Consider the following 20,317-nt stretch of genomic DNA (forward strand, 5'->3'; position numbering starts at 1 on the left):
ATGAAATTACAGAACTACGCTAACCAATGGATGGGTAGATAGCGTTCTATATAACTCGTCTAGCTGTTCACGACTAGTGGCAGTAATCGGCAAAGTGATGCCTAGATAATTTCCATCTTTAGACGGGCGCTGCTCAACCTTGCTCTCGTCAAACGTGGGATCGAATTGTTTTGCAATATGCACTATCGCAGGAAGATATTCTGGGTTTGTTTTACCCATGACCTTAATAGGAAATAGCGATGGGTATTCGATTAGTGATTTTTCTTCGGCCATATATTTTTTCTAATTCTCTCTAGTTCTGATTATTTACGATGATCTGGCATACCTAACCAAGCGCCAGTAATGATGTTGCGAATGCAATGCAAGCGACGATGAAAAAAATGATCTGCACCAGGCACCACTTGAACAGTAAGCTCTTGTGGACGCGCCCAATCCAAAACATCGATCAAGGGAATGGTTTCATCTAATTCGCCGTGAATCAAAATTGTATCGGCAGGCACTGGGGCCAGAGTCCACTTACCAGCAGCGCTGCCCACCATGACAAGGCGCTCAGCTGGACGACCAAGCTCTGCAAGTCTTTGCACTAAGTGGCTACCTACAAAACTTCCAAATGAAAAGCCTGAAACTACCAAAGGTAAAGTATTTGCATTTGCCACCCAGGATTGATTTGCGGTTGCTTCAAACTGACCCCAGCTTGAAGGTGTTCGCATCCAGTCAGTGGCATGCAGTAAATCTTCTAACTCACCAATACCATCGTCATGAACGCCTTCAGTTCCACCTACACCGCGAAAGTTTGGGCGCACACTAACATAACCCAATTGATTAAAAGCACGTGCCATGGTTTGCGCAACCTTGTTATCCATTGTTCCACCCATCAAAGGATGAGGATGTGCGACAAGCGCTATGCCACGTACTGCAAATGCAGGCTCATTTTTTAATTCATCAGGAAGATCAATGGACATTTCCATCGATCCAACAATTCCTTGAATCTGAATTACTTTGGTACGGCTATTCATAAAAAACTTTCAATTCTTTGGAATGACTACGTCAACTGCAAGCGCTCTACTGGCCGCCCCTCGATTAAATGCGATTGGATAATTTCTTCAACATCATCTGTATCGACAAAGGTATACCAAACACCCTCAGGGTAGACCACCATGACAGGTCCATCTGCGCAGCGATCCAGGCATCCAGCCTTATTTACGCGAATCTTTCCGGGACCCGAGAGACCAAGTTCTTTCACTCTTTTCTTAGCGTAATCAAACAAAGCAAAAGCATTGTGCTGCTCGCAACACTCCTCGCCATTACTGCGTTGGTTTAAACAAAAAAATAAGTGGTGTGAAAAACTCATAGAAAAATTATATTCATCAATGTTTTGGTTTAGGGTCAATGGCACTGCGAATCATCCAAACAAGAGCCAGAGGTAACCATACTACTGAAACCCACTGCATTAGCTCATTAAAGTGTAATAAGCGCCCTTGGTACCAATGTCTTAGTGTCAGTATGAAGTAAGGATTGTCAGGCAAAACATTGACTGCGATTGTGGTGCCAACTAAGCAAATCAAGGCTAGCCAAAACTTGGCTCTTGGATTTAGCTTTAGGGCCCACCTCAATAAGATACTACCCAGCACCATTCCCCAGAGGGCGCCTGCGGTCAACCAAATCAAACTAAACTCACCGCCAAATTGCAATGCGGTAAATAAAGTTTTGATCAATACCGTCAGACCAAGAAGTCCATTGAGAATGCGCCACTGAGGCGCTTTAGTGCGCAAACCCAACGAAAGCAGTAAAGCAATGCCGAGCCAACACAAGGATGTAATAGCCATCTCTTGAATAAGCTGGTTAATGACTACAGTTCCCCAGTCAACCGAGCCAAATATGGCATGCCCCCAGACACCCGTGCCAAGCCAAGAACTTTGTGGGTAAATCTGTGACCACGGAAATAATAGAAACAAGGCGCATGCTGCCCAGTTCAAGCCAAACCATTGATCAAAGCGCCGACGAATAGCACTTCCTGACAGCCATTGTGGACCCAAAGGAATGGCCAACAAGCCTCCCAATAAACCCCCTAAGATATTGGCCCACCAGTCCATCTGACTCGGTATACGAGTAGGTAGCCAAGATTGGAATGTTTCCACACCTAGCGCCAGAGCAGCACTCAAACTCAGGGCTAGCCCAAGTGCGACATAGTTACGCCATCTTGGGTAAGCAGCAAACACCACCAAAAATCCAAATGGGATGTAAGCCAAAATATTGACCGATACATCAAATAGCGTAATGGAGCGCGGCAAAGGGGCATCTAACCAAGCCCATGCAGCTATTCCATTTTGAAAATCAAAGTCAAAGGGGTTTAGGCTTACATACAGGATCAACAGTGCGTAGCTTAAACTCATGGCCCTAGCCAATGGCATCGCCTGCAGGGGCCAGGCCAACTTTCGAGGTCTTTGATCTTTTTGATCCATCCCACAATTCTAGGTCAGACCTTTCTACAATGGCGGAATGACTGCAAATTGCATCCTAGAGCGTGTTGCTGAGACCAAATCAACCAATGATGATCTTTTGGCGCGCTGGCGCGCAGGAGAGCTCATTGATCCAGTAGCTCGAATTGCCCATAAGCAAACTGCAGGTAAAGGCCGGGCAGGCCGATCATGGCTAGCCAATCCAGAGGACTCTCTCTGCTTTTCCTTAGCATTTCCCTTTAAAAGCACCGTTGCTGAACTCAGCGGACTTAGTCTATTGGTTGGCTTAGCAGTGCTTGCTGGTATTGCCCAGGCTTGCGATATGAGTGAAGCAGAACTTCAAGCGGCAGGTCTTCAACTGAAATGGCCTAACGATTTATTACTGAACCAAAACAAACTTGGCGGCATCTTGATTGAGGGTGGCCAAACAAAAATCGGTGATCCTACTTGGATGATTATTGGGGTTGGCATTAACTTGCGCAATACAGAAATGATTGAAGCCAATCTGGAAACGGGACTCAAAGTAGGCTCCCTTTCCCAACTTATCAAATCACCTCCTGATTCAGAATATCTCTGGCTTAAATTACTGGCTTCACTTGAACACGAGCTTGCCGAATTTGATCTTCATGGATTCAAACCATGCACAGAACGTTGGATGAAATGGGATGCCTATCGAAACCAAGCAGTTTGTATTTCTGGTGCTGGTAGAGATCCCATTTACGGTATTGCAAATGGCGTGGATGAAACGGGAGCATTACTATTACAGCAAGATAACAAAACCATTGCCATTCATGCAGGTGATGTTTCACTACGGATTCAATCATGAGCCTCTATTTATTTTTTGATGTTGGCAATACACGCCTCAAATGGGCTGCGGTGGAATCTACTCAGAATCCAAGCGCTCAACAAAAAAAATTATGGGCTTACTCTGGCTCCATCAGCAGTAAGTCTTTGCAGTCTGCAGAACATAGAGCCGAATTAGCTGACTATATTGCTAAAACATTACCAAAGCCTGCAGCCATAGGGTTTTGCTGTGTGGCCGGGCCAGAAGCGATCGAGAATCTCAAATCATTATTCCCGCAGTGGAGCGATGTTGAATGGAAGCAATTAAAAGGGGATAGCCCTTACGCAGGAATGCGCAGCTTTTATCAAGACCCGGGCAAGCTAGGTGCTGATCGCTGGGCTGCGCTGATAGGTGCACGTGCCTTGTCAAATAAAAACACTTTAATTGTGAATGCTGGAACTGCTACAACAATCGATTTACTTGGCTCTAATGGCGTACATTACGGCGGCTGGATTTTGCCTGGTCTTGAATTAATGCAAACTAGCTTAGCAAACAATACTGCACAGCTAGATTTGGCTACACGTTCAGAACAGCATGGTTTTGGCACCTGCACTAATGATGCAATCATTGGAGGCTGTGATGCAGCGCAAGTTGGTGCAATTCTTTATGGCATGCAGCATGCAAAAGAGATGAATATCCCGGTTGAGAAAATTTGGATTGACGGCGGGAATGCCAAAATCTTAGCAAAGGAAATTTTGCAAACGAATTTACCTGCTAAGCAGTTGCTGGAGGCGACTGAAGGCTTGGTGCTTCGTGGTATTTGGGCGTGGTTACTACAAAATCCTTAGGAGCGTTAGGAGCGAATCTTACCTAATAGGCTTGTAGTTGAACGCTCATAGAGGAACGGTATTGCAACCGCCTTGCCACCCCAACTTTTTACCAGATGGGTTTCAGCCAAGGTATCGATTTCGTAATCGCCGCCTTTGACGTAAATATCAGGCCGGATTTTTTCAATTAAATTCACTGGCGTTTGTTCGGTAAACAACACTGCCATATCCACGCTTTCCAGCGCAGCTAACAAAGCCTGGCGATCAGCCTCAGAATTAATGGGTCTGTCATCACCTTTACCCAACATCTTGACCGAAGCATCTGAATTAACGCCGACCACCAAGCTAGCCCCCAAAGCACGTGCCTGAGCCAAATAACTGGCATGACCACGGTGCAAGATATCAAAGACACCATTAGTAAATACCAGGGGCCTTGGAAGGCCCGCCAAGCGATCAGCAAGTTGCTCTGGTGGACAAACCTTAGCTTCAAAGGAGGGTGGTGGCAAATGGCTCATGACTCAATATTAATGGCAATCTTGCACAGCGAGCGATATTGGCCAGAATGTCTTAGACTTGGCCTCTACTTAGTGAAATAAAAGGCGCAATATGCACCGCTATCTGATGAATTTCCTCTTTGGCTTATTTACCCTTCTATCGGGACTTCAGCTTGCTCATGCTGCAAACACTTGCAGCCCTCTGCTCTCCCATACCTTTCCCCGTCTTCAGGACGAGGCACCACAAAATCTTTGTCAATACCAAGGCAAAGTCATTTTGGTTGTGAATACAGCGAGTTTCTGCGGCTTTACCAGTCAATATGAAGGTCTTGAGAAGCTATATGCGAAATACAAAGATCAGGGGTTTGTAGTTTTAGGATTCCCCTCCAATGACTTCGGACAACAGGAGCCTGGCAGCAATAAAGAAATTGCCGAATTCTGCAAAAATACGTACGACGTGAAATTTCCGATGTTTGCCAAAAGCGTAGTTTCAGGTAACAACCCCAATCCCCTATTTAAGATGTTGATTGCCAAAACAGGTACAACTCCAAAATGGAATTTTTATAAATACCTAATTGATCGCAATGGCAATGTGATTGATTCATTTGGCAGTATGACTAAACCCAGTAGCAGCAGTATTACCGGCCCAATTGAAAAGCTTTTAGGAGAAAAAGCGCAGTGAGTAAAAAAAGAATTGCCATTATTGGTGCAGGCATCTCTGGATTAGGCTGCGCATATGCCTTAAGACAACATCCTGAATTTGAAATTACTTTATATGAAGCAGGCAATCATATAGGCGGTCACAGTAATACTGTAGATTTCAATTACAACGTCGATGGCAAAGAACTTGCACATGGTGTCGATACTGGCTTTTTGGTCTTTAACCGCAAGACTTATCCACGACTCGTTCGACTATTTGAAGAAATTCAAGCGCCAATAGCTCCATCTGAAATGTCTTTTTCTGTCTCCATTGATACCTCTGGAAAATCTGGATTCAACAAAAAAATTGAATGGGCTGGTAATGACATGAATTCTTTTTTTGGGCAAAGATCTAATCTCTTATCTCCATCCTTCTGGAGAATGGCCTACGACATCTTGCGCTTTAATCGCCTGGCTACTCAGTTGGCGCATGAACAAATTGAGGCCGGTCATTTATACAAAGAACCTGATGAAAAAATTGCGGATTTTTTAAAGCGCCATCGCTTTAGCCAAAGCTTTAAAGAGAATTATTTTCTACCGATGATTGGCGCTATCTGGTCCTGCTCAGTGGAGCAGATGCTAGAGTTTCCTATTCAAACCATGGTGCGTTTTTGCCATAACCATGGTCTTTTGCAAATCCAAAATCGTCCGCAATGGTTAACTATTCAGGGTGGATCTAGAGAGTATGTAAAACGGATTGTTGCAGCTTTAACAAAACATCAAATAGTGATTAGGCGTGAGTCTGCCTTGCGCGTAAATACAAATCACAACGGCGAACAAGTTGAAGTCATCAGCCAGTCTGGCTCAAGCCTCTTTGACGAAGTCATCATGGCTTGTCACAGTGACCAAACGCTAGATTTAGTTCACGGCATTAATCAGCAAGCCAGAAATATTTTGGCAGCCATCCCATATCAAAAAAATCGTGCAATTTTGCACACTGATATCCGCTTCTTGCCAGAAGCAAAGCGCTGCTGGGCCGCCTGGAACTACACCGCCAAATCTGGTGATCTGCCCAATGTAAAACAACATGTCAGCGTTAATTACTTAATTAATCGCTTGCAGCCACTGCCAAGCCAACTACAAGATACACAAATCATTGTTAGCTTAAATCCCTCAGAAGAACCAGACCCAAAATTGGTTCACCAAGAAATTCACTATTCCCATCCAGTCTTTGACATGAGTGCAATACAAGCTCAGAAAGAGCTCCCCTTAATTCAGGGATCATCTTCAATTTGGTATTGCGGCGCCTGGACTGGCTTTGGATTTCATGAGGATGGCTTACGTTCCGGTGAATTAGTCGCTGAAGCTTTAATTGAAAGCGTTCGTCAGCCCATTAAAACCAAACAAGATGTCTAGTTAATGGCGCAAGCAAAGATTAACTTTGGAGTTGTAAAGCACCAGCGCTTGCGGCCGGCTAAGAATGCTTTTGGTTATGGAGTCTTTACTGTCTCTATCCCTATGCGCACTCGTAGCGCCAATCCAAATTTACTTAGTCACTTGGGCTTAAGCGATAACCGATGGGGTCTTTGCGCATTTTTTGACAAGGATCATGGTCTAGGTGAGCCCAATAGCCTTGCCTGGATCGAAAAGATTCTTGCAGAAAATCATGTGCAACATGTTGATGGCGAAATTTGGCTGCAAACTTTTCCTAGGGTGTTGGGCTACGTTTTTAATCCAGTGAGCTTCTGGCTCTGTACACGGGCTAATGGCAAAGTACAGGCTGTATTAGCCGAGGTCAACAATACCTTTGGTGAACGCCATTGTTATTTGCTTTACAAAGATTCTGGCGAAGCGCTTCGTTCTGGTGAAACACTTACCAGTAAAAAGGTATTTCATGTTTCGCCATTTTGTGAAGTGCGCGGTGACTATCATTTCCGCTTCTTATTTCCGCAAGATAGCAGTAGCGGCAATAACAGCGTCTGTCGCATCGAGTTACACGAAGATGGACTTCCCCTTATCAATACGAGTATTGGCGGCACTAGCCGCCCACTAAACCTAGCCAATGTGATGCTGGCGCTCATTCGCTATCCTCTAATGAGCTTAGGAGTGATTTTCCGCATACACTGGCAAGCATTGAAATTATGGGTAAAAGGTGTACCCTTTCACTCTAAGCCCAAACCACCAGAACTCGAAGTTAGCAGATGAATCGCCCCGGACAATCACTTCTCTCTAGACTGAACTTTTCTCGCCCACATGAGTCAGTTGGTGCCTCACCGCAACATCAAATTAGCACTAAGGCGCTTCTAACATTGCTGACCCAACTGGGTAGCGGTCACTTAACGCTAACTATGCCCAATGGTGAAAAGCGAGAATTTGGCAATCACAGCGATGCCTTACATGCAGAGATCCATGTGCTGGAGTGGTCAGTATTTAAAGAGATCATGTCGCATGGCGATATTGGTTTTGCTGAAAGTTATATCCAAGGAAAGTGGAATACTCCCGATCTCAAAGCCTTACTTGAGCTGGCGATACGCAATCGCACTATTTTAGAAAAAGCCATCTATGGCAATTGGTATGGATCCATCTTTTATCGCCTAAAGCATTGGCTACGGGATAACAGTAAGGCGGGAAGTCGCAAGAACATTCATGCGCATTACGACCTGGGAAATGCGTTCTATACCCTCTGGCTTGATCCCACTATGAGCTACTCTAGCGCCTGGTTTTCAGAGGGCGATAAGCAATCATTAATGGATGCGCAGCGTGCAAAGATTAGACGCATTCTCGAATCACTTCAAACCAAGCCGGGAGATCATGTTTTAGAAATCGGCTGTGGCTGGGGTGGAGTGATGGAAGAGTCCCTGCGAAATGATAGGGCGATTACTGGCCTCACACTCTCTACAGAACAAAAAGCATTTGCAGAAAAGCGTTTGTTAGCGATTCAAGCACAGACCGCTAACCCAACCTCTTTTGAGGTGCGATTACAGGACTACCGTGATTGTCAGGAAAAATTTGATGGTATCGCTTCCGTTGAAATGTTTGAAGCAGTGGGTGAGAAACATTGGCCAGAATATTTTGAAACTGTTGCCCATTGTTTAAAAGCCGGGGGTAAAGCTTGCATCCAAACCATCGTGATTGCAGAAGATCTTTTTGATCGCTATCGTCGCAATACCGACTTCATTCAGCAGTATGTATTTCCGGGAGGTATGCTGCCTTCTAAGACAAGCTTTAAGGCAAGTGCAGCCAAAGCCGGCTTGAGAATCGAACAAGAGTTTGCCTTTGGTGCTGACTATGCAAAAACGCTTTGCCTCTGGAGGGATAGCTTTAATCAAAAACTACAAGAGGTACGTCAACTAGGGTTTGATGAAGCCTTTATTCGTCTTTGGAACTTCTATCTGATGTATTGTGCCGCAGGCTTTACCGAACGCAATATCGATGTAGTGCAATTTACCCTTAGCCATCAATCCCCAGAAGCCTATTCTGAAACGCTTAACGCATGAAACAACACGGTATTGATCACTTTTCAGGAAAAAGGGTCTGGGTTATAGGTGCCTCTAGCGGCATTGGCGAGGCTTGTGCAAAGGCTCTCCTAAACAAAGGCGCAAAAGTAGCCATCTCCAGCCGAAGAGCTGAACGATTAAATCAAATTGCTCTGAATGGAGAGAGTGGGCAGACTTTGGTTATTCCACTGGACGTCACTAATGACGAGCAACTCCAAGTTGGCTACAAAACCATTTTGAGCGCCTGGAGCGGAATCGATATCCTTCTTTTTGTATCTGGAATGTATGTGCCTCTTCGTGCAGATAATTTCGATATCAAGATTGCAGAACAAACAATTGATGCAAATCTTTTGGGACCCATGAGAGCAGTTGCATTGGTGATGCCAGAGATGTTGAAGGCTCACTTAGGGCACATCGCCATTGTTGGCAGCGTGGCAGGTTACAGCGGCCTTCCAAAAGCGTTGGCATATGGCCCAAGTAAAGCTGCCATCATCAATTTTTGTGAGAATTTATATTACGACTTACTCCCTACTGGAGTCAGCGTACATATGATCTCGCCAGGATTTGTCGCTACTGAAGCTACTGCTCAAAATGATTTTGAAATGCCGGCTCTTATTAGCGCAGAACAAGCAGCGGATGAGATATTAATGGGCATTCAAAAGGGAGAGTTTGATATTCACTTCCCCAAGAGATTCTCAAGATTCTTGAAGTTCCTCAGAATCTTGCCTTACCCAATTTACTTTTGGATCGTGCGCCGCTTCGTCAAAATTTGAGCGGCGCTATAGCAATAGCTGCGGATAAAGTTATTGCTTGTACTTATCTTTACGGATCTTCTCTTCCAAGTAATCCATTACAGCGATTGCTTTAGCTTTAGATCCCGCAATAGATGGTGAAGTAACGTATTTGCCCTGCATCACAATCGTCGGCACTCCATCAATGCGATAGGCCTCTGTCAATTGCTTAGCAGCGCGTGCTTTAGAAACTACTGCAAAAGAACGATAGCTTGCCAAGAAAGTGTTGCGATCAACGCCTTGTGATGCAACCCAATCAGCGATTTCTGACTCTGTTAGAAAACGCTTATTTTCTTTATGCATTGCATACATTACTTTTTCATTCAGAGCGTCGGCCTTACCCATGGACTCAAGCGCGTAATACATCTGACTGTGCGGCAAAAAGTCGTCACGGAAGGCTACTGGGACTCTTTTGAAGACAATATCTTTAGGTTGGCGCTTCACCCAGCTACTCAGCTCAGGCTCAAAGTCGTAGCAATGTGGGCAGCCGTACCAAAAGAATTCAATAACCTCTACTTTTCCCTTAGTTTCTACCGGTTGCGCAACGGGCAAAATACGATAGTCAAAACCTTCTTCAATTTTTTGACCTTGCGCACCAGCAAAGCCACTTAATGAAAGAAGTGCAAATAAGGTAATGAATCTTTTGCTTAATGAAATCATGATTTACTAGATTTAATCAAAGTTGGTTTAATACCTATGCCACTCAATTTATCACGTACTGAGTTGCTCTCATCAACACTGTTATATGGACCTACACGAACTCGCCAAAGGGTATTGCCATCGCTAGTCACTTCACTTAACTGAGCTTGTATACCCTGAATGGCCAAATTGGCTTTTTGTGCATCTGCATCAGCGCGCTTCGTAAATGCACCTACCTGCAAGAAATAGATAGAGTCTGATTTAGCCGCAGGTGACACATCTGCTGGCTTATCAGCAGTTTTCTTGCCATTGACTAAATCACCAATCGGATCTGCCGATGCAGGGGCAGGTGATTTGCCCTGAAGCGGTTTATTAAGATCGACCGGTTCAGTTGGGGTAGCTGCTTCACCCTCAGCAGGCGTAGCAGATGGCTTAATAATCAACGGCAAACTGGGGGCGCGCATCCCCGGTCTTTCTTGGGGAGTATTTTTGGAAAGATAAAAAGCGATAACAAAGGCAATGCCAAGGCCTGCACCTAAACCCAAAATAAAGCCGAGGATAGTACCGCCGTATTGGGAATTTTGCTGATTCGGTGTTTTCATCATTTCCTCATCTTACATCTTCACTTCATGCCTCGCCATTACATCTTAAAAGGCGCTGATACCCCGAGTACTTTTAAGCCATTTTGCAGAACCTGGCGTGTTGCCAAAAGCAATGCAAGGCGTGCTTGCTTTAAATGTTGATCGTCAACTAATACGCGATCTGCGTTATAGAAGGTATGGAAATCACCCGCTAAATCACGGAGATAAAAAGCCAATGCATGCGGCGCCAATTCTTCAGCAGCAGCCGCAAGCACCTCAGGGTATTCCGCTAAGCGACGCAGTAGATGATCAGATGCCTTACTTTGTAGAAGCGATAGATCTGCTTTAGCCAATTCCGACGCTTGGCCGCCCCACTGCTGCAGAATTGAGCTAATACGCGCATGCGCATATTGAACATAGAACACTGGGTTCTCATCGTTTTGCTGCAAAGCCAAGTCAATATCAAAAACAAACTCAGTATCTGCTTTTCGTGAGATCAAGAAAAATCGCACAGCATCACGCCCGCGCTGCAAAGCAAATTCTCTTTCTTCGGCAGTCATCTCCGGCGTAACGCCACCCGACCACTCAACCAAATCACGCACAGTTACATATGAACCAGCACGCTTAGAAATTTTCACCTCTTCACCATGGCGCATCACAGTAACCATCTTATGCAAAACATATTCTGGATACGTTTTAGGAAGATCCCAACCACGCTTCTGAGCTACACCCTGTAAGCCTGAGCGAACGCGGGCAATCGTGCCATGGTGATCACTGCCTTGTACGTTAATAACTTTCTGAAAGCCACGTTTCCACTTGCTGGTGTGATAGGCGACATCAGGCACGAAGTAGGTAAAGCTACCGTCCGACTTACGCATGACGCGGTCCTTGTCGTCACCGTCATCCGTGCTTTTTAACCATAGAGCACCTTCGGATTCATAGGTCTTACCAATGCTTTGCAAATCACCGACGATTTGAGCAACACTGCCATCGGTATACAAAGAAGATTCTAAGTAATAGCAATCGAATTTCACGCCAAAGGTTTTTAAATCAATGTCTTGCTCATTGCGCAAATACGCAACCGCAAATTGACGAATGGCTTCAATGTCATCCTTAAATTCTGGAGAGGCTTTAAATGCTGTAGCAATCTCCGCAATATATTCACCGTTATAAGCTTGCTCAGGCCACTTGGCATCGCCAGGTTTTAATCCCTCTAGGCGGGCTTGAACGGACAAAGCTAAATTAGCAATTTGTACGCCAGCATCGTTGTAATAAAACTCACGATGAACCTGAATGCCCTGGGTCGCCAGTAAATTGGCTAAGGCGTCGCCCAGCGCAGCCTGTCTACCATGTCCAACGTGTAATGGGCCGGTTGGATTAGCTGATACAAATTCAATCATCGCGCTTGTGGATAAGCCATCACTTGGGGCCGACTCTCCAAAATGAGGGCCCGCAGTAAGTATCTCCTCTACTACAGCGGTCTTAGCCGTATTGCTGAGGCGAAAATTGATGAAGCCAGGACCGGCAATTTCACAGGATGCAATAAGCTGACTAAAGCCTGCTTGCTGCTGCAAGCGCTCCACTAGAGCTTGCGCCAGCTCGCGTGGATTGAGCTTCCAAGCCTTAGAGAGCTGAAGCGCAATGTTACAGGCGACATCCCCGTGATCAACAGCCTTGGGGCGCTCTAGGCGTGGGGTAGGCGCCTCTCCTAGGCCACGTTCCTGTGCCAAGCCTGCAAGCGCAGCGCTCAGCATTTCAATTAAACGATTTTTATTGGTAGACAACATAGATAAGTGAGTTTATCAGGTGGTAAGCTATCGAAATGATCTATCAATTTCGCTCAAAGGCTGGTCCAGATGTCATCATGCTGGCGGATCTGACTAAACGAATTTTTGATATTTTAGGGCGCTCTTTAGAGCCTCGCGGCATCTTGACCGTGGAGCAACTTCCAGCCCTCATTACCGCGCTAGAAACCGCCATCCTAAAAGATCTCGAGGAAAGAGCTAAGGCAAATGACGAAGCCGAGAATGGTACTGAAAAGCCCAAACTAGCCGATCGTCTTGGGCAGCGAGCCTACCCATTCCTGGAGCTTATGAAGCAGGCTAAAGCCAAAGACGAACCCGTTATGTGGGGTGTTTAGTCCAGTAGGCTTGCCAGCTGACGACGGGTATCTTCAACGCTTTGACCGCGGCGTTTAGCCAAATCTTCAACTTGATCATCTGAAAGCTTACCTACATTGAAGTAGCGGGCATCTGGGTGAGCTAAATAGAAACCGCTCACGCTAGAAGCTGGATTCATAGCCATAGACTCAGTCAGAGTCATGCCAATATCCTCAGAACCAATTACGCGCAACAAATCTTGCTTAACCTCATGCGCAGGGCAAGCAGGATAACCAGGTGCCGGACGAATACCGCGGTACTCCTCATTGATCATCTGATCATTAGTCAAAATCTCATCAGTAGCATAGCCCCAAAGATCAGTACGGACACGATGGTGCATGAGTTCAGCAAAAGCTTCTGCCAAACGATCAGCTAAAGCCTTTAACATAATGGCACTGTAGTCATCATGCTTTGCCTGAAACTCAGCCACTTTCTTTTCAACACCATGACCTGTGGTGACAGCAAAGCAACCAAGGTAATCAGCCACACCAGAATCTTTTGGTGCAACGTAATCGGCTAAGCAACGATTAGGTCTACGAACACCATCCACAACCGGGCGCTCAGACTGCTGACGCAAGTTATGCCATACAAACAAAGGATGCTCTCGGGCTTCGTCGCTATATAAAACAATGTCATCACCAACTGTATTGGCTGGATAGAAAGCAACAACGGCATCAGCTTGCAGCCACTGGCCTTTAATCAGCTTATCGAGTAATGCTTGGGCGTCTGCAAATACCTTGCGCGCCTCAACGCCCACAACTTCATCGTCTAAGATTGCTGGAAACTTACCTGCCAAATCCCAAGTCTGAAAGAATGGCGTCCAGTCGATGTATTTATTGATATCACTCAGTGCAAAGTTTTTAAATACGCGACGGCCAATAAACTTTGGCTTCTCAGGAACATAAGCAGACCAATCGATCATTTCGCGATTCTTGCGAGCCGCCTGTAATGAAATGGTTGGTGCAGCCTTCTTGTTCGCATGTTGCTCGCGAATTCGGACATAGTCATCACGCATATCTTGAATAAATTTCTTGGAGCTTTCATCTGAAAGCAAGCTAGAGGCCACAGATACTGAACGGGACGCGTCAGGCACATACACTACCGGACCATCGTAGTGCGGAGCAATCTTCACGGCAGTGTGTACGCGCGAAGTGGTTGCGCCACCAATCATCAAAGGAATTTGACGCTCACGGAACCAATCATCCCGTTGCATCTCTTGTGCAACATACGTCATCTCTTCAAGTGATGGGGTAATCAGACCAGACAAACCAACAATGTCGGCATTCTCTTCCTTGGCGCGCTTCAAAATCTCTGCGCAAGGAACCATTACACCCATATTGGCTACTTCAAAGTTATTACATTGCAGAACTACTGTCACAATATTTTTACCAATATCGTGTACATCACCTTTAACGGTGGCCATGACAATCTTGCCCTTGGCTTTTGCTTCGCCACCTGCTGCAATATGTTGACGCTTCTCTTCCTCAATGTAAGGAATCAAGATTGCAACTGCTTGTTTCATCACGCGGGCACTCTTAACTACTTGAGGCAAGAACATCTTGCCCGCACCAAACAAGTCGCCCACGACATTCATACCATCCATCAGAGGGCCTTCAATGACCTCAATAGGTCTGCCGCCAGCGCCCATAATTTCTGCGCGCAACTCTTCGGTGTCTTCTTCGATAAAGGTGGTGATGCCATGCACTAGGGCATGCGTTAGACGCTCACGTACAGGCGCTTCACGCCACACTAGGTTCTCGACCTGCTTAGCGCCACCACCCTTAAATTGGTCAGCAATATCGAGCAAACGCTCGGTAGGTGTTTTGCCATCTTTTTCTTTAAAGCGATTGAGAACAACGTCCTCAACACGCTCACGCAACTCTGGATCTAAATCAGCGTACACACCTAATTGACCCGCATTCACAATACCCATGTCCATACCAGCCTGAATGGCGTGATACAGGAACACGGTGTGAATCGCTTCACGAACACGATCATTACCGCGGAATGAGAAGCTCACATTGGAAACGCCACCACTTACTTTGGCGCCTGGTAGATTTTCTTTAATCCAGCGAGTGGCATTAATAAAGTCGACCGCATAGTTATCGTGCTCTTCAATACCAGTAGCGATTGCAAAAATATTCGGATCAAAAATGATGTCTTCAGCAGGAAAGCCAATTTCATTTACCAAGATCTCATAGCAACGCTGACAGATCTCTGTCTTACGTTTAAATGTATCCGCTTGTCCTACCTCATCAAATGCCATCACTACGGATGCGGCACCATAACGACGAATTAAACGCGCCTGATGTCTAAAAGGCTCTTCGCCCTCTTTTAGGGAGATTGAGTTAACAATAGGCTTGCCTTGAATGCATTTCAAACCCGCTTCAATGACGCTCCATCTAGAGGAATCGATCATGATTGGAACGCGAGCGATATCTGGCTCGGAAGCAATCAAGTTCAAGAAGCGCGTCATTGCCGCCTCAGAATCTAGCATCGCCTCATCCATATTGATATCGATGACTTGTGCACCATTCTCAACCTGCTGACGGGCAACTACGAGCGCTTCGTCAAACTGATTATTCAAAATCATGCGAGAAAATGCTTTTGAGCCCGTGACGTTAGTTCGCTCGCCAATATTGACGAAGCCAACATTGGCAGTCACGTTAAATGGCTCTAGCCCTGAAAGCTTCATTGCTGGTATTACTTTTTTCTCTATCTTACTCATAACAAAGCCTCTGCATTCTCACGGTAGAAAGCACGTGGCTTACGTTTGGCAACCGCATTAGCAATTGCACGAATATGATCAGGCGTAGTACCGCAGCAACCACCAACTAAATTGACTAAACCGTCTTTGGCAAAACCATCAACCAAGCTAGAAGTAATTTCAGGCGTCTCATCAAAGCCAGTATCACTCATCGGATTAGGTAAGCCAGCATTGGGGTAGCAAGATACTGCTGCATCGCAAATCCTTGCTAGCTCTGCAATGTAAGGACGCATCAATGCAGCACCAAGTGCGCAATTCAAACCAAATGTCAGCGGCTTAATATGGCGCAAGCTATTCCAAAATGCTTCAACCGTTTGGCCAGAAAGAATTCGTCCAGATGCATCGGTCACCGTTCCAGAAATCATGACAGGCAAGCGTTCGCCAGTCTCTTCAAAAAATTCATCGAGCGCAAACAATGCTGCTTTGGCATTAAGTGTGTCAAAAATAGTTTCGACTAAAAATAAATCCACGCCACCAGCAAACAATCCTTCGATCTGCTCACGATACGAAGCACGCAAAGCATCAAAAGTGACATTACGTGCACCTGGATCATTCACATCCGGTGAAATACTCGCCGTCTTTGGCGTAGGTCCAATTGCGCCTGCAGCAAAACGAGGTTTATCGGGAGTGCTGTATTTTTCACAAGCAGCGCGAGCTAATTTTGCGGAGACTTCATTCATCTCACGGGCTAAGCCAGCCATTTTGTAATCTTCTTGCGCTACTGAAGTTGCACCAAAAGTATTGGTTTCAATAATGTCTGCGCCAGCATCTAAATACTGCTCATGAATCTTGCTAATGATTTGTGGCTGGGTCAAAACCAAGAGTTCATTGTTGCCTTTGATATCTCCAGGATGATCAGCAAAACGGGTATTCCCCGGCAAACCACGATAGTCGGCCTCCGTTAACTTGTATTGCTGAATCATGGTACCCATGGCGCCATCCAAAATCAGGATGCGCTGCTTTAATAGCTCGGGAAGCTTTTGACCGCGGGTATAGGGCTGGGACAAACCATTAGATTGCATTGTTAAACCGGGAATAGTCTCTAGAATCCCTTATTCTATTGGAAAAGCCACTTTTCATTTACCCCGGAGCCCTTATGTTTGGAACCATTCCAGAATTCAATCAAAGCCTAGATATGTTTAAGACCATGTGGGGACAAGGTGCCGCAGGTCAAGCAGGGCAGTTCCCCTTCACTACAGACGCCTCTAAGGCCGCTGGTGGCTTCGCCTCGGCATTTCCTGGCCTAGATGTGGATGAGCTTGAAAAGCGGATTAAAGACCTTAAAAGCGTTGAAAACTGGCTCAACCTAAACCTCAACATCCTCAAGTCGACTATTCAGGGGCTAGAAGTCCAGCATGCCACCATGATGGCCCTCAAATCCTTTGGTGATGCTGTTTCTGCAGCTAGCTCAGCAGCTAGCTCAACAAGCGCCCCAAAAGAAGAATCTAAGACTAAGACGACTAGCGCTAAACCACGGAAAACCGCAACACGCCGTCCTCGCAAAGTTGGCGATGCAACTTTCCTCGACGAAGTAGGTAATTCAGATGAGCAATAGCCTCGCCCATCGCAAATGTGAGTTGATGAATATCTAATTCACGTTTAAACAAGACCGGCACAATCTCTCGAGCATTTGCCGGTTTTTCACATGCGCCCAAGGTATCAGCTAAGCGATCATCGTGATGGGCTTTGAGTTGCGCAACACGCGGCCTAATTCCAGTAAATGGTTTGCCATGAGAGGGAAGCACTAAGGCATCCTCAGGCAACGCTAAATATTTTTCAATAGAGTCAAGATATAGGCCTAAAGGATCTGCATCTGGGTCTGCATCATAGACGCTCACATTGGTAGAGATGCGGGGCAACAACATGTCTCCAGAGATCAGTACTTCTAGCTCTTTGCAAAAAAGAGAAGCATGCTCAGGCGCATGCCCATAACCCATGATCACTTGCCAAGCACGGCCGCCAATCGAAATCAATTCACCATCAATGATGCGACGATATTGACGTGGGACTCCAGGAACCATATTGCTGTAGTAATTTGAACGTCCCCGAATTTTTTCCAAGTCTTCAGGAGTTGTTAAACCATGTCTTTGAAAGTGATCTGCAGAACCACCGCTACCTGCACGTGATCCAACTGCAGCACCGCCCTCTTTGCAACTTAACCATTGAGCGGTTAAGTAATCTGTCATGGAAATCCACATAGGAACATTCCACTTCTCACATAGCCATTGCGATAAACCCACATGATCAGGATGCATGTGGGTCACGATGACACGCAAGACTGGCATGCCTTCAAGCTGGGTGGCAAACACTTGCTCCCAAGAAGCTCTTGTCTCATCATTGGCGATGCCACAGTCAACAATCGTCCATCCCGAGGCACCATCAATCTCATCGCGCAATAGCCAAAGATTTATATGATCTAAAGCGAAGGGCAGACGCATTCTGATCCAGCGAACACCTGGCGCAACCTCGATACTGCTACCCACTTCCGGAAGTGCGTCACCTAATGGATAATGGACAGTCGCTTTTGCACTTGCTTGGTTTTGAGTGTTCATGGCTTCGTGTTATTAAATTATTTTTACTTCTAGGATAGCTTTGACAACAGCTCCATCGCCCTGCATTAATTGGTGTGACATTAATCCTGAAAATGGTTACTGTCGTGGCTGCTATCGTACCTTGAATGAAATTGCTGACTGGTCAGAACTAACGAATCCTGAAAAGCTTGAGGTTTTGGCAGAACTACCCAGTCGAAAACCCCAAGCGCCACAGTAAAACTGATCTTTCAATCTCGATTGCTTTATTTATTCACGTCAACAATCAAACGTCCACGAACATTGCCTGCCATTAATTCTTGTGCATATTTGATCGACTCCTCAAGCCTAATCTCATGAGAGATTTCATCTAAAGTTTTTAGATCTACCAACTTACTTAATTGCTCATAGGCAGCAATACGTTTTGCACGTGGCACAGTCACACTATTGATGCCATACAAAGTAACGCCACGCAAAATGAATGGTGCAACGCTTGATGGGAAATCCATACCTTGAGCCAATCCACAGGCAGCAACTGCACCATCGCTCTTCGTCTGTGCACAAGCGTTTGCTAATGTATGACTTCCTACGCTATCAACTACCGCAGCCCAACGCTCTTTTGCCAATGGCTTACCAGGAGCAGATAAAGTCGCGCGATCAATGACTTCGGCCGCACCCAATTTCTTTAAGTAATCCCCCTCAACCATGCGCCCCGTGCTGGCAACAACTGTAAAACCAAGTTTGCTCAAAAGCGTAATTGCAAAGCTGCCAACACCACCAGCGGCACCGGTTACTAAAACTTCGCCATCACTTGGCTTGAGTCCATGCTTTTGTAGTGCCATGACGCAGAGCATGGCGGTATAACCTGCAGTGCCAATTGCTAATGCCTGTTTAGCAGTAAACCCCTTTGGCAGCGGAATCAACCAATCGGCCTTTACACGAGCCTGCTGACCCAAGCCACCCCAATGCCCTTCGCCCACTCCCCAGCCATTAAGAAGCACCATATCGCCAGCCTTGAAGTCGGGACTGGTGCTTTCCATCACTTCACCAGCAAAATCGATTCCTGGCACCATTGGAAAGCTACGAACCACTGGTCCTTTGCCGGTGATAGCCAGACCATCCTTGTAATTGAGAGTGGAATACAGCACCTTTACACGAACATCGCCCTCTGGGAGGCTGGCCTCATCTACTTGGGCCAATTCTGCGCGATATCCTTGATCATCCTTGTTTACCAAAATTGCTTTAAACATTTCTCTTCCTTTAAGAATGCGGTATTTCCCCGCAGCAATTGCTTAATAGGTTTATCCTAACGAGCATTGCTGATTATGGAGGTTTCCATGAAAAAAATTCTACTATTAACTACGATTTCTGGCTTAGCGCTATCTGGCTGCTATTCCACCCAAATTAACATGTCCATGGGCAATATGCGCCTTATTTCCTCCAGCGCTGCACCACAGGATGTGATGGATTTCGCCACCAAGACCTGTAAAGATGATTTTTATGAAGGCGCCAGCTTTCTATCAAAAGCAGACAAAGAATATCGCTTCAAGTGCGTAAAAGCAGAAGAGAACGAAATCTTGATTCCTATTCCTGGCACAACAATTTCAGCCACAGCACAAGCTGACGCTAAGTAAGTAAAGACTAATGACCCCGTTTACCTCACAAGAGTTGCGCAAGGGATTTTCATCGTTTGCCACCGGGGTCACTGTGATCACTTGCCTCGATGAGGAAAACAATTCTCACGGCATTACGATTAGCTCCTTCAATACCGTCTCACTCGAGCCACCACTGATTCTCTGGAGTCTTAAGAAGCATTCACGCTTAATGCCTTGGGTTGAACTTGGGAAGAAACACCTCATTCATGTTCTAGAGCGCTCCCAAGAAAATTTGGCAATGCATTTCGCTACTGTGAAGACCGACCAATTCAAAGGAATTGATCACAAGCTAGCCGCTAGTGGACTTACCCAGATTGATCATTGCGTTGCTTATTACGAATGTGAAACCGTTTGTGTTCACATTGGTGGTGATCACAACATCATTGTTGCCAAAGTGATTAACTTAAAAAATCATCCTGAACGAGAGCCGCTCATTTTTGCGCGCAGCCAATTTATTGGCCTTGATTTCACTGAAGCTAAAGCCAGCTAATTCGAAT

Annotated in this window: 24 protein-coding genes; 12 read left to right on the forward strand and 12 right to left on the reverse strand. The window is 45.8% G+C overall.

Annotation, left to right across the window (positions count from 1 at the left end; all coding sequences use genetic code 11):
• Positions 1-6: 6 nt before the first annotated feature.
• Genes ICN36_RS01165 through ICN36_RS01180 form a run of 4 tightly spaced genes read right to left on the reverse strand, consistent with a single transcriptional unit; the run spans position 7 to position 2,462 of the window.
• Entirely contained in the window at positions 7-273 is a 267-nt protein-coding gene (locus ICN36_RS01165; protein ID WP_216226636.1) for a YbeD family protein, read from the reverse strand.
• 29 nt (positions 274-302) lie between these two features.
• Positions 303-1,016: an alpha/beta hydrolase gene (locus ICN36_RS01170; RefSeq protein ID WP_216226637.1), complete on the reverse strand. Its 714-nt coding sequence runs from the start codon at positions 1,014-1,016 to the stop codon at positions 303-305.
• A gap of 26 nt (positions 1,017-1,042) precedes the next feature.
• Positions 1,043-1,351: a ferredoxin gene (locus ICN36_RS01175; RefSeq protein WP_216226638.1), complete on the reverse strand. Its 309-nt coding sequence runs from the start codon at positions 1,349-1,351 to the stop codon at positions 1,043-1,045.
• 16 nt (positions 1,352-1,367) lie between these two features.
• Positions 1,368-2,462 (reverse strand): VanZ family protein, encoded by a 1,095-nt coding sequence (locus ICN36_RS01180; protein ID WP_216226639.1) that lies wholly within the window; start codon positions 2,460-2,462, stop codon positions 1,368-1,370.
• A 37-nt stretch (positions 2,463-2,499) separates the two neighbouring features.
• Between ICN36_RS01180 and ICN36_RS01185 the strand changes: the two genes are divergently transcribed.
• Together ICN36_RS01185 and ICN36_RS01190 are read left to right on the forward strand one after the other, a co-directional pair.
• Complete coding sequence (locus tag ICN36_RS01185; protein ID WP_216226640.1) at positions 2,500-3,285, forward strand: biotin--[acetyl-CoA-carboxylase] ligase; 786 nt, start codon at positions 2,500-2,502, stop codon at positions 3,283-3,285.
• Positions 3,282-4,091: a type III pantothenate kinase gene (locus tag ICN36_RS01190; RefSeq protein WP_216226641.1), complete on the forward strand. Its 810-nt coding sequence runs from the start codon at positions 3,282-3,284 to the stop codon at positions 4,089-4,091. The genes ICN36_RS01185 and ICN36_RS01190 overlap by 4 nt, the downstream gene beginning before the upstream one ends.
• A gap of 5 nt (positions 4,092-4,096) precedes the next feature.
• On the opposite strand, the gene rfaE2 is transcribed toward ICN36_RS01190, so the two are convergent.
• Complete coding sequence (gene rfaE2, locus ICN36_RS01195; protein WP_216226642.1) at positions 4,097-4,585, reverse strand: D-glycero-beta-D-manno-heptose 1-phosphate adenylyltransferase; 489 nt, start codon at positions 4,583-4,585, stop codon at positions 4,097-4,099.
• A 106-nt stretch (positions 4,586-4,691) separates the two neighbouring features.
• Between rfaE2 and ICN36_RS01200 the strand changes: the two genes are divergently transcribed.
• Genes ICN36_RS01200 through ICN36_RS01220 form a run of 5 tightly spaced genes read left to right on the forward strand, consistent with a single transcriptional unit; the run spans position 4,692 to position 9,473 of the window.
• On the forward strand, positions 4,692-5,246 hold the full coding sequence (locus tag ICN36_RS01200; RefSeq protein ID WP_370623388.1) for a glutathione peroxidase: 555 nt from the start codon (positions 4,692-4,694) through the stop codon (positions 5,244-5,246).
• Positions 5,243-6,619 carry an FAD-dependent oxidoreductase gene (locus ICN36_RS01205; RefSeq protein ID WP_216226644.1) on the forward strand — a complete coding sequence of 459 codons (1,377 nt, stop codon included), beginning with the start codon at positions 5,243-5,245 and terminating at the stop codon, positions 6,617-6,619. Before ICN36_RS01200 ends, ICN36_RS01205 begins: the two co-directional genes overlap by 4 nt.
• A gap of 3 nt (positions 6,620-6,622) precedes the next feature.
• Positions 6,623-7,408, forward strand: coding sequence for a DUF1365 domain-containing protein (locus ICN36_RS01210; protein WP_216226645.1), 786 nt, complete (start codon positions 6,623-6,625; stop codon positions 7,406-7,408).
• Positions 7,405-8,700, forward strand: coding sequence for a cyclopropane-fatty-acyl-phospholipid synthase family protein (locus tag ICN36_RS01215; protein ID WP_216226646.1), 1,296 nt, complete (start codon positions 7,405-7,407; stop codon positions 8,698-8,700). The genes ICN36_RS01210 and ICN36_RS01215 overlap by 4 nt, the downstream gene beginning before the upstream one ends.
• On the forward strand, positions 8,697-9,473 hold the full coding sequence (locus ICN36_RS01220) for an SDR family oxidoreductase (RefSeq protein ID WP_216226647.1): 777 nt from the start codon (positions 8,697-8,699) through the stop codon (positions 9,471-9,473). Before ICN36_RS01215 ends, ICN36_RS01220 begins: the two co-directional genes overlap by 4 nt.
• A 30-nt stretch (positions 9,474-9,503) precedes the next feature.
• On the opposite strand, the gene ICN36_RS01225 is transcribed toward ICN36_RS01220, so the two are convergent.
• The 3 genes from ICN36_RS01225 to argS are packed head-to-tail and all read right to left on the reverse strand — an operon-like array spanning position 9,504 to position 12,498.
• Positions 9,504-10,151, reverse strand: a complete 648-nt coding sequence (locus ICN36_RS01225) for a thiol:disulfide interchange protein DsbA/DsbL (RefSeq protein WP_216226648.1) — start codon at positions 10,149-10,151, stop codon at positions 9,504-9,506.
• Positions 10,148-10,735 carry an SPOR domain-containing protein gene (locus tag ICN36_RS01230; RefSeq protein WP_216226649.1) on the reverse strand — a complete coding sequence of 196 codons (588 nt, stop codon included), beginning with the start codon at positions 10,733-10,735 and terminating at the stop codon, positions 10,148-10,150. Before ICN36_RS01230 ends, ICN36_RS01225 begins: the two co-directional genes overlap by 4 nt.
• Positions 10,736-10,770: 35 nt before the next feature.
• A complete protein-coding gene (gene argS, locus ICN36_RS01235; RefSeq protein ID WP_216226650.1) occupies positions 10,771-12,498 on the reverse strand; it encodes an arginine--tRNA ligase in 1,728 nt (575 codons plus the stop codon).
• 35 nt (positions 12,499-12,533) lie between these two features.
• Here argS and ICN36_RS01240 point away from each other — a divergent pair, with 35 nt between their 5' ends.
• Positions 12,534-12,851: a DUF1840 domain-containing protein gene (locus tag ICN36_RS01240; RefSeq protein ID WP_216226651.1), complete on the forward strand. Its 318-nt coding sequence runs from the start codon at positions 12,534-12,536 to the stop codon at positions 12,849-12,851.
• Here ICN36_RS01240 and metH read toward each other — a convergent pair.
• Together metH and ICN36_RS01250 are read right to left on the reverse strand one after the other, a co-directional pair.
• Positions 12,848-15,598, reverse strand: a complete 2,751-nt coding sequence (gene metH / locus ICN36_RS01245) for a methionine synthase (protein ID WP_216226652.1) — start codon at positions 15,596-15,598, stop codon at positions 12,848-12,850. The genes ICN36_RS01240 and metH overlap by 4 nt on opposite strands.
• On the reverse strand, positions 15,595-16,659 hold the full coding sequence (locus tag ICN36_RS01250) for a homocysteine S-methyltransferase family protein (protein ID WP_216226653.1): 1,065 nt from the start codon (positions 16,657-16,659) through the stop codon (positions 15,595-15,597). The genes metH and ICN36_RS01250 overlap by 4 nt, the downstream gene beginning before the upstream one ends.
• Positions 16,660-16,733: 74 nt before the next feature.
• Between ICN36_RS01250 and ICN36_RS01255 the strand changes: the two genes are divergently transcribed.
• Positions 16,734-17,192 carry a PhaM family polyhydroxyalkanoate granule multifunctional regulatory protein gene (locus tag ICN36_RS01255; protein ID WP_216226654.1) on the forward strand — a complete coding sequence of 153 codons (459 nt, stop codon included), beginning with the start codon at positions 16,734-16,736 and terminating at the stop codon, positions 17,190-17,192.
• On the opposite strand, the gene ICN36_RS01260 is transcribed toward ICN36_RS01255, so the two are convergent.
• Positions 17,104-18,189 (reverse strand): MBL fold metallo-hydrolase, encoded by a 1,086-nt coding sequence (locus ICN36_RS01260; RefSeq protein WP_216226655.1) that lies wholly within the window; start codon positions 18,187-18,189, stop codon positions 17,104-17,106. The two genes, ICN36_RS01255 and ICN36_RS01260, sit on opposite strands and share 89 nt — an antisense overlap.
• Before the next feature lie 40 nt (positions 18,190-18,229).
• Between ICN36_RS01260 and ICN36_RS01265 the strand changes: the two genes are divergently transcribed.
• Positions 18,230-18,406, forward strand: coding sequence for a DUF1289 domain-containing protein (locus ICN36_RS01265; protein WP_216226656.1), 177 nt, complete (start codon positions 18,230-18,232; stop codon positions 18,404-18,406).
• A 25-nt stretch (positions 18,407-18,431) separates the two neighbouring features.
• Here ICN36_RS01265 and ICN36_RS01270 read toward each other — a convergent pair whose 3' ends face one another.
• Positions 18,432-19,415: an MDR family oxidoreductase gene (locus ICN36_RS01270; protein WP_216226657.1), complete on the reverse strand. Its 984-nt coding sequence runs from the start codon at positions 19,413-19,415 to the stop codon at positions 18,432-18,434.
• A gap of 87 nt (positions 19,416-19,502) precedes the next feature.
• Between ICN36_RS01270 and ICN36_RS01275 the strand changes: the two genes are divergently transcribed.
• Together ICN36_RS01275 and ICN36_RS01280 are read left to right on the forward strand one after the other, a co-directional pair.
• Positions 19,503-19,799, forward strand: coding sequence for a hypothetical protein (locus ICN36_RS01275; RefSeq protein WP_216226658.1), 297 nt, complete (start codon positions 19,503-19,505; stop codon positions 19,797-19,799).
• Positions 19,800-19,809: 10 nt separating this feature from the next.
• Entirely contained in the window at positions 19,810-20,310 is a 501-nt protein-coding gene (locus tag ICN36_RS01280) for a flavin reductase family protein (protein ID WP_216226659.1), read from the forward strand.
• Positions 20,311-20,317: the final 7 nt, after the last annotated feature.

It is taken from the genome of Polynucleobacter sp. UK-Gri1-W3 (assembly GCF_018881595.1).
Classification (GTDB): Bacteria; Pseudomonadota; Gammaproteobacteria; order Burkholderiales; family Burkholderiaceae; genus Polynucleobacter.

What these genes read in the sequence shown, in the direction of transcription:
- ICN36_RS01190 (WP_216226641.1), top strand. Translation starts at nt 3,282, where the DNA reads ATGAGCCTCTATTTATTTTTTGATGTTGGCAATACACGCCTCAAATGG.
- ICN36_RS01240 (WP_216226651.1), top strand. Translation starts at nt 12,534, where the DNA reads ATGATCTATCAATTTCGCTCAAAGGCTGGTCCAGATGTCATCATGCTG.
- ICN36_RS01230 (WP_216226649.1), bottom strand. Translation starts at nt 10,735, where the DNA reads ATGATGAAAACACCGAATCAGCAAAATTCCCAATACGGCGGTACTATC.
- ICN36_RS01250 (WP_216226653.1), bottom strand. Translation starts at nt 16,659, where the DNA reads ATGCAATCTAATGGTTTGTCCCAGCCCTATACCCGCGGTCAAAAGCTT.
- ICN36_RS01280 (WP_216226659.1), top strand. Translation starts at nt 19,810, where the DNA reads ATGACCCCGTTTACCTCACAAGAGTTGCGCAAGGGATTTTCATCGTTT.
- ICN36_RS01175 (WP_216226638.1), bottom strand. Translation starts at nt 1,351, where the DNA reads ATGAGTTTTTCACACCACTTATTTTTTTGTTTAAACCAACGCAGTAAT.
- rfaE2 (WP_216226642.1), bottom strand. Translation starts at nt 4,585, where the DNA reads ATGAGCCATTTGCCACCACCCTCCTTTGAAGCTAAGGTTTGTCCACCA.
- ICN36_RS01225 (WP_216226648.1), bottom strand. Translation starts at nt 10,151, where the DNA reads ATGATTTCATTAAGCAAAAGATTCATTACCTTATTTGCACTTCTTTCA.
- ICN36_RS01260 (WP_216226655.1), bottom strand. Translation starts at nt 18,189, where the DNA reads ATGAACACTCAAAACCAAGCAAGTGCAAAAGCGACTGTCCATTATCCA.
- ICN36_RS01170 (WP_216226637.1), bottom strand. Translation starts at nt 1,016, where the DNA reads ATGAATAGCCGTACCAAAGTAATTCAGATTCAAGGAATTGTTGGATCG.
- ICN36_RS01180 (WP_216226639.1), bottom strand. Translation starts at nt 2,462, where the DNA reads ATGGATCAAAAAGATCAAAGACCTCGAAAGTTGGCCTGGCCCCTGCAG.
- ICN36_RS01165 (WP_216226636.1), bottom strand. Translation starts at nt 273, where the DNA reads ATGGCCGAAGAAAAATCACTAATCGAATACCCATCGCTATTTCCTATT.
- ICN36_RS01215 (WP_216226646.1), top strand. Translation starts at nt 7,405, where the DNA reads ATGAATCGCCCCGGACAATCACTTCTCTCTAGACTGAACTTTTCTCGC.
- ICN36_RS01220 (WP_216226647.1), top strand. Translation starts at nt 8,697, where the DNA reads ATGAAACAACACGGTATTGATCACTTTTCAGGAAAAAGGGTCTGGGTT.
- ICN36_RS01210 (WP_216226645.1), top strand. Translation starts at nt 6,623, where the DNA reads ATGGCGCAAGCAAAGATTAACTTTGGAGTTGTAAAGCACCAGCGCTTG.
- ICN36_RS01275 (WP_216226658.1), top strand. Translation starts at nt 19,503, where the DNA reads ATGAAAAAAATTCTACTATTAACTACGATTTCTGGCTTAGCGCTATCT.
- ICN36_RS01185 (WP_216226640.1), top strand. Translation starts at nt 2,500, where the DNA reads ATGACTGCAAATTGCATCCTAGAGCGTGTTGCTGAGACCAAATCAACC.
- ICN36_RS01200 (WP_370623388.1), top strand. Translation starts at nt 4,692, where the DNA reads ATGAATTTCCTCTTTGGCTTATTTACCCTTCTATCGGGACTTCAGCTT.
- ICN36_RS01255 (WP_216226654.1), top strand. Translation starts at nt 16,734, where the DNA reads ATGTTTGGAACCATTCCAGAATTCAATCAAAGCCTAGATATGTTTAAG.
- ICN36_RS01270 (WP_216226657.1), bottom strand. Translation starts at nt 19,415, where the DNA reads ATGTTTAAAGCAATTTTGGTAAACAAGGATGATCAAGGATATCGCGCA.
- metH (WP_216226652.1), bottom strand. Translation starts at nt 15,598, where the DNA reads ATGAGTAAGATAGAGAAAAAAGTAATACCAGCAATGAAGCTTTCAGGG.
- argS (WP_216226650.1), bottom strand. Translation starts at nt 12,498, where the DNA reads ATGTTGTCTACCAATAAAAATCGTTTAATTGAAATGCTGAGCGCTGCG.